Origin of the sequence: Lentzea nigeriaca (genome assembly GCF_016907955.1) — a bacterium.
In the GTDB taxonomy this organism is placed as follows: Bacteria; Actinomycetota; Actinomycetes; order Mycobacteriales; family Pseudonocardiaceae; genus Lentzea; species Lentzea nigeriaca.
Genome location: NZ_JAFBCX010000013.1, coordinates 189,526 through 196,215 on the forward strand (window position 1 = coordinate 189,526; position 6,690 = coordinate 196,215).

The window sequence follows — 6,690 nt, forward strand, 5'->3', positions numbered from 1 at the left end:
TGACCGCGAACGTAGTCGCAGCCATCGCCTGCACCGAACCGGCGGAAACACTTCACGCGTCGAGGAACTGGATGCCCTCTTGAAGGGGTCCAGCGGAAGGTGACAGCCAGCGGCGCCGGTCGTACACCGGTTACGAGGTCGGGCGATCGGCCGTGGGGACGAGTTGCATGAGTAGCCAGTCGCTGTCCGGGACGAGTCCGGCCAGCGACCGTCCGCATGCCTCGATCACTGAGGGGCTGGAGGTGATGTGCTGGGTGCCGGCGTGCATGTCACGGTAGTTGCGCTGGAGTGATCCGCTGCGTAGCGCGGTCGTGCCGGCCGCGTGGTAGACGGTGGTGCTGATCGACTCGGCGGTCCAGGTCGCGTTGTACAGCGCCAGCCGGGCCAATGTCTTCTGCTGGTGGCTGGGCTGGTTCCCGGTGTTGAGGCTGGCGGTGATGTCCTGCCAGGCGCGGTGCACGAGGCTGTGCGCGGCGTGCCATTGGGCCTCGGCTTTGCCGTACGTAGCCAGGAAGTTCGTGCTGTCGGCGACGCTGCCCGCCCGTCCCGCCTTGCCGCGCACCAGTTGGCCGAGTTCGTCGAGCATGGAGCGGGAGAGCCCCAGCGCCCACGCCGAGTGTCCGATGATGGCCAGGTGGATGATGCCGAGGCGGAGCAACGATCCGCCGCGCAGCGGGGCTTCGGTGGTGGCGGGGTGGGTGAACTCGGCCGGCACGAACAGGTTGTCGATGGTGTAGTCGATGCTGCCGGTCGCCCGCAGGCCCATCACGTCCCAGTTGTCGATCAGCGTCGCTTTCTCCACCGGCACAATGAAGATGAGCGCCTCGCCGGTGCCCTCGACCACGCCAAGCGTGTGGATCCAGTTGGCGTGCTTGATGCCTGAGCCGAAGCTCCATTCGCCGGACAGCCGGTAGCCGTCGCCGTCGCGTACGGCGCGTCCGGGGCGGGTGCCCTGACCGGCGATGACCGGGAAGCGATCGCCCTGGAAGACCTGCTGGACCGCGCTGTCGGCCAGGTAGCCGCCCGCGGTGCCGGTCGCCAGCGAGGTCGCCATCAGGACCCAAGCGACCGAGGGGTCCGCCTCAGCCAGAGACTGAAGGACGTTCAGTGAGGTGATCGGGTCGAGTTCGGCTCCGCCGAGGTCGGCCGGGGTCCACATCCCGAAGAAACCTTGTTCGTGCAGCGCCGCGAGCACAGGGGCGGTGAGCTGTCCGGATTCCTCATTGGCACCGGCGTGTTCCCGGAGCAGCGGTCGAAGTTGCTCGGCGCGTGTCAGCATGAAGCCGGCGCGCTCGGCAGTGGCGAGGTTCGAGAAAGGGGCAAATGTCGTTGTCATGCCGGTTTTCACTTCCTAAGAATTGTGCACGATTGTCCGCATAGCTCCGCAGAGAGATCAGTTGGCGAGGTGCGCGATGACGGCCGTGGCGACTTCGTCGGGGCGTTCGCCGTACAGGGCGTGTCCGCAGTCATCGACGGAGACGAGCTCGGCGCCGGGAATGGCTGCGGCGTACCGGTCGCAGTGCTCTCGCGGGACGACGCGGTCATTGCCCGCCGCGATCACGCGGGCGGGCGCGGTGATGCCCGCGAGACGTCCTTCAAGCTGCGCACTGCTCAGATCCGGGAATCCGAAGCGGGCGAGGGCGGAGAAGTCGCGGTAATAGGCGACGATGTCATTCTTGGCAGGTGGCATGGCGAGAATCGCGTCCGCGATCGCCTGGTTGTGGAACAGGGAGCGGATGACCTGTTCGGAGCTCATGGCGAACAGGTTCGCGACCGGATTGCCGGGCACGTGCAGCCCGACCGGCGCCATCAACACCATTTTCGCCACCCGGGAAGGCGCGTGTGCTGCCAGTTCCGCGGCAACCCAGCCGCCGAACGAGACACCGACGACATCGACACGATCAAGGCTGAGTTCGTCCAGGAACGTGACGTAGTGGCGGGCGAGGTCGCTCACCGACTCCAACGCCGGGAAGACAGTGGTGCGGCCGAATCCCGGATGGTCAGGTGCGATCAGCTCGGCGACGGCGGACAGTCGATCGTGCACGGGCAGCCAGCGCGCCGCCTCGCCTGCCGAGTGCAGGAACAGCGTCGGACGGCCTTGACCAGTGTGGAAGTAGCTGACCGTTCCGTCGGCGAGTTCCAACCGTCGCGCGGTGATCTGAGCGGTGGGAGATGTCATCGGGACCTCGTTTGTGTACCGGAGTGCCTGCGAAATGGGTTGGTGCGTATCGCGAAGACGGCCCGCTCCACGACGGCGGCGAGTTCGCCGGGAGCGGAGAAGAATGGTGAGTGGTCGCAGTTGAGCTCGATGGTGTTGTCGGCGCGGACCGCGACGGCCCGTTGCGCGGAAACGCTGACCACACGGTCCTGGGTGCATGCCACATAACATGTCCAGATGCGGGTCCATGCCGGGTCCGGGATCGGATGGCGGGGCACTTCACTGCGCATGGGTCGCCATGCCTGCTGCGCCGACCGCCGCAGGTCCGGGTGCGTGGTGTTGTAGAGCAGGTCGGCTGCTGACGGGGTCAGCATTGTGTCTCCGTTCGGGGCAGCGGTGATCGCCGCACGGAAGCGCGGCCGGGTCCATGCGTCGGCGGGGATCTCATCCGCTGCGGGCATCCGCGCGGTCACATAAAGCAGGCCGTCTGCCTCATGGCCGGCGGCCGAGATGATCAGGCCGCTGTAGCTGTGTCCGACGAGCAGAACCGGACCGTTCGCCTTGGCCGCCGCCACCGCGGACCGGACAGCGGTGCAGTCGTTGGTGAACGAGTCGAAGGGCAGGTCCACGGCCTGGCTGGCGATCCCGGCCTGGGCGAGTCGGTCTCTGACCAGGGACCAGCACGATCCCTCGTGGTAGGCGCCGTGCACGAACACAACCGACGGTTCAGATGCCTGGGCCGGATCCTGTGCCGCTGGTCCGGTCATCGGTCTCCCCCATCGGTGTCGTCGCCGAGGGAAGCGAGCCAGGCCCGGATCTCATCGGAGTGCTCCCCGAGACGGGGAGGCGGCAACTCGTAGCGCGGCTGGTAGCCGGAGAAGGCGAGGGGGTTGCGTATCCCAGGCACGGCGTCCTGGCCCGACCCGATTCGCACCACCGGTCGCAGACCGAGTTTCTCCGCGTACTCCACGCCTTGGGTGACCGTGTTGATCGGTCCGGCGGGCACACCTGCGCGAGTGAGCTGGTCGAACCACGACGCGGCCGGCTGGCCGGCCAACCGTTCGACGAGCAGTGGCCGCAGTTCGTCGCGCCGGGCTGTCCGGTCCGCGTTGGTCCGGAAGCGCTCGTCGTCGGCGATCTCCGGGATCCCGAGCACTTCGGCCAGCTTCCGGAACTGGGTGTCGTTGCCGGCCGCCACGACGAGGTCGTCATCGGCGGTCGGCAGCGGCTCGTAGGGAAACAGGCTCGGGTGCGCGTTTCCCATCCGGGTCGGGGTGACTCCCCCGGCGACTACCGCCGAGGTCTGGTTCACCAGTCCACTCAGCGCCGAGGCCAGCAGGCTGGTCTCGATGTGCTGGCCCGAGTAGCGATCGCTCGCCTCGCGGTGTCGCAACGCCGCGAGGATGCCGATCGCCGAGTGCAGTCCCGCCATGACGTCGAAGACGCTGATCCCGGCCCGGTAGGCGGGTCCGTGCCGGTCGCCGGTCAGGCTCATCAGCCCTGACACGGCCTGGACGATCAGGTCGTAACCGGGCAGCGAAGCTCCGTCCGCAGTGCCGAATCCGCTGATGGAGCAGTAGATGACAGCAGAGTTGCGGGCCTGCACCGACTCGTAGTCGAGCGCGAAACGGCGCAGGCCGCCAGGTTTGAAATTCTCGATCACCACGTCGGCACGCGCAGTGAGTTGATGTGCCAGAGCCAGATCATCCGGCTGGTTGAAGTTCAGCACGATCGACCGCTTGTTGCGATTGATCGCCGAGTAGTACGTCGACACCCCATCGGGCCGGACCGGCGGAACCCACGTACGCGTGTCATCGCCGGCGGGACCTTCGACCTTGATCACGTCGGCGCCCAGGTCCGCGAGCAACATGGTGGCATAGGGTCCGGCCAGGATCCTGGAGAAGTCCGCGACCACGATGCCGTCCAGGGGCCGGCCCGTCATCGTGGTGCTCCGGTCGTGGCCGGTTCGCTTCGGCACTCGCGGTGCACCGTCGTCGTCGTGCCGTTGTGGTACAGCAGTGGCTCCACGCTCTCGCCTGGCCAATGAACGTCGACGACCTCGGCCAGCACCAGCGTGTGATCGCCCGCCGGAAGGATCGAGTGGCGGACGGCCTCGATACTCACCAGGCAATCGCGGATCAGGGGTAGATCGCGGGCGGAGCGCGTCCAGGTCAGTCGCGCGAACCGCTGTTCGACTGGCCCCCGGAACGCGTCCACGACTGAGTAGTGGTCGCTGTTCAGGACGTTGAAGCTCCAGGCTGGTTCATCAAGCAGTCGGCTCAGTGTCCTGGAACGGTGGTCACCGAAGAATCCCACCAGCATGGGGTCCGACGAGACGTAGGCGAAGGAGCCGACCAGCATCCCGACCGGTCCGTTCTCCTGTATCGCCGCCGCGACGGTCACGGTCGTGGGCAAGGACCGCATCACTTGCCGGAATGCGCGTGGAGTGAGCCCGCTCCGGAGACGGCCGGCATCCATTTCTTGGTCTTTCCTCGGGCGCGACTGGTCAGCGCCAGTGGTTGTTGGAGGTGTGATCGCCCGCCAGCCATGAGGCGAGATCGGCGCGGGCGGTACCTCGCCGCTGCGCGTCGGTCGCTTCAACGCCCTCGGCGTCGACGGTGAACTCCAGCAGCAGGCCGTTGGGGTCGGCGGTGTACAGCGACCGGCAGTAGCCGTGTTCCAGGACATATGTCTGGTCAGGGTTCCACCCCGCTGCGTCCAGCTTCTGGACCAGCCGGTCCTGCACCTCTTTTGTCACCTTCAACGCGATGTGCTGGAAAGGCGAAAACGGCATCTCGGGGCCGAACTGTTCTTGATCACCAGCGTCGGCGAACTGGAAGAAGGCGAGCGCACTGCCATCGCCCAGACCGTAGAACGTGTGGCAGTAGGTGCGCATCTTGCCGAAAAGTTCGTCGGATTCCTTCCACGTCGCAACGAGCGGCAGGCCGATGATGTCCTCGTAGAAGGCACGCGTCGCTTCCTGGTCCTTGGTGACGAACGCGTTGTGGTGCAGCCGAGCCGGAAGTTCGACCAGCTCGAATGGTTCGGCAACCGGCTTCTCGACATGTGCGGTCATCTTCAAAGTTCTTTCTCGTGAGGCGATTTTGGTGAATGCGGTGCCCGCGGTGTGGCGGTACCCACACAGTCCTTGGGAGTGGCCCGGCTGGGCAATCCGTTACCGGCACTAACGTGGGCCACACGTGCCAGAAGTGGACCGGCCGCCGGCGGCCTGCCTTGCATCCGGTACCAGGTAGGCCGGTCCGCTTCTGGACGCTCGTATCCGGATCTGGCACAGGGTCAGCGCTGAGCAGGGGTTCCCCGATCCCGCCCCTTGACAGCGCATGCCTCACCAGCGACTTTGGTATGCCTCGTGCATCGACGTGGAGCAGGAGTGACGGCATGGCGGAGCAGTTCGTCGCCTCGGGCGTTCGGCCGCGGCAGCTTGGGCACTGGAACCGCTTCGCGACACCCGACCCGGACGACGCGCAATCGCGAACCGAAGGCCTGCTGGGCTGCTCCCATCAGTTCACCGTGCTGGAGCGCAGTACCCCATTCCTCGCGCAGATCGCACACGCCTCGCTGGGCAGTGTGGGTTTGCTGCGTTCCCGCTACGGCGTCGAGGTGGAGATCACCTGCGATCCGCCGATCCCCCTGGTCACCGTCAGCCTCGTCCGCAGCGGCCACATCACGGTCACCAAGGAACACGGCGACAAGATGGACATCGACGCTGGACACGCGGCCGTCCTGTCCTACGACCAATCGGTGCGGATGCGATGGACGGCCACCACCGAGCAGGTCATGCTGGTGCTCACCAAGTCCGCGGTTGTCGATGCGCTGGAGCGCATGCTGCAACGCCCACTGGGCAACGATCTCGTTTTCGACACCGAGTTGGACATCCGAAACCTCGGTCAGGGAGTCATCGGAGCCGTCGCCACCCTCGCCCAGGTCATTTCCGCGCTGCCGGCCGGTGTGAAGCCCGGCCCCGTCACAGCGGAACTCGCGGGGTCGGTGGTCACCCAGCTACTACTCGCGCACCGGCACAACTACACCGAGAAGTTGTTCGCCGACCAACCGCTACCACCTTCTCGCGTGGTGCGGCGAGTGATCGATTTCATCGACGCCAGCGACGGTGCGCAACTGCGGCTGGCCGACCTGACCGATTGCGCCGACCTCAGCGCACGATCGCTGCACAACGCGTTCAAGAGGCATGTTGGCATGTCGCCGATGTCCTATGTCCGGCGGCGCCGTCTACAGCAAGCGCACGACGAACTGCTGCGCTCCGACCCAGGGAATGGCGTGACCGTCACCGACGTCGCGCTCCGGTTCGGGTTCAACCACACGGGCCGCTTCGCCGCTGCCTACCGTGAGCGCTTCGGGGAATCCCCCTCTGCCACCCTGGCTCGCTGACGCCCGCCCACGACACGTTTCGCCCTGCCCGGGTCTGTCAAACGAGCGGTGTAACTCGGGTTGAAGGAAACTACTTGCGGCCTATGGCCAGACGGCCGTCGAAGGCGATCTCGAACGCGTTCAAC

7 protein-coding genes are annotated in these 6,690 nt (G+C 66.3%); 1 reads left to right on the forward strand and 6 read right to left on the reverse strand.

Going from position 1 to position 6,690, the window contains the following annotated elements; translation table 11 throughout:
- Positions 1–130: 130 nt before the first annotated feature.
- The 6 genes from JOD27_RS34330 to JOD27_RS34355 are packed head-to-tail and all read right to left on the reverse strand — an operon-like array spanning position 131 to position 5,234.
- Positions 131–1,348 carry an acyl-CoA dehydrogenase family protein gene (locus tag JOD27_RS34330; protein ID WP_204766476.1) on the reverse strand — a complete coding sequence of 406 codons (1,218 nt, stop codon included), beginning with the start codon at positions 1,346–1,348 and terminating at the stop codon, positions 131–133.
- Between the two features lie 45 nt (positions 1,349–1,393).
- A complete protein-coding gene (locus JOD27_RS34335) occupies positions 1,394–2,179 on the reverse strand; it encodes an alpha/beta fold hydrolase (RefSeq protein ID WP_204766477.1) in 786 nt (261 codons plus the stop codon).
- The gene (locus JOD27_RS34340; RefSeq protein ID WP_204766478.1) at positions 2,176–2,925 is read right to left on the reverse strand and encodes an alpha/beta hydrolase; all 750 of its coding nucleotides are present in this window, start codon (positions 2,923–2,925) and stop codon (positions 2,176–2,178) included. Before JOD27_RS34340 ends, JOD27_RS34335 begins: the two co-directional genes overlap by 4 nt.
- Positions 2,922–4,100 (reverse strand): CaiB/BaiF CoA transferase family protein, encoded by a 1,179-nt coding sequence (locus JOD27_RS34345; protein WP_204766479.1) that lies wholly within the window; start codon positions 4,098–4,100, stop codon positions 2,922–2,924. The genes JOD27_RS34340 and JOD27_RS34345 overlap by 4 nt, the downstream gene beginning before the upstream one ends.
- Complete coding sequence (locus tag JOD27_RS34350; RefSeq protein ID WP_307830490.1) at positions 4,097–4,636, reverse strand: flavin reductase family protein; 540 nt, start codon at positions 4,634–4,636, stop codon at positions 4,097–4,099. The genes JOD27_RS34345 and JOD27_RS34350 overlap by 4 nt, the downstream gene beginning before the upstream one ends.
- Before the next feature lie 28 nt (positions 4,637–4,664).
- Positions 4,665–5,234 carry a VOC family protein gene (locus JOD27_RS34355; protein WP_204766481.1) on the reverse strand — a complete coding sequence of 190 codons (570 nt, stop codon included), beginning with the start codon at positions 5,232–5,234 and terminating at the stop codon, positions 4,665–4,667.
- Between the two features lie 323 nt (positions 5,235–5,557).
- Between JOD27_RS34355 and JOD27_RS34360 the strand changes: the two genes are divergently transcribed.
- The gene (locus JOD27_RS34360; protein WP_204766482.1) at positions 5,558–6,565 is read left to right on the forward strand and encodes an AraC family transcriptional regulator; all 1,008 of its coding nucleotides are present in this window, start codon (positions 5,558–5,560) and stop codon (positions 6,563–6,565) included.
- The last annotated feature ends 125 nt before the right edge of the window (positions 6,566–6,690 follow it).

What these genes read in the sequence shown, in the direction of transcription:
- JOD27_RS34355 (WP_204766481.1), bottom strand. Translation starts at nt 5,234, where the DNA reads ATGACCGCACATGTCGAGAAGCCGGTTGCCGAACCATTCGAGCTGGTC.
- JOD27_RS34345 (WP_204766479.1), bottom strand. Translation starts at nt 4,100, where the DNA reads ATGACGGGCCGGCCCCTGGACGGCATCGTGGTCGCGGACTTCTCCAGG.
- JOD27_RS34350 (WP_307830490.1), bottom strand. Translation starts at nt 4,636, where the DNA reads ATGGATGCCGGCCGTCTCCGGAGCGGGCTCACTCCACGCGCATTCCGG.
- JOD27_RS34335 (WP_204766477.1), bottom strand. Translation starts at nt 2,179, where the DNA reads ATGACATCTCCCACCGCTCAGATCACCGCGCGACGGTTGGAACTCGCC.
- JOD27_RS34360 (WP_204766482.1), top strand. Translation starts at nt 5,558, where the DNA reads ATGGCGGAGCAGTTCGTCGCCTCGGGCGTTCGGCCGCGGCAGCTTGGG.
- JOD27_RS34340 (WP_204766478.1), bottom strand. Translation starts at nt 2,925, where the DNA reads ATGACCGGACCAGCGGCACAGGATCCGGCCCAGGCATCTGAACCGTCG.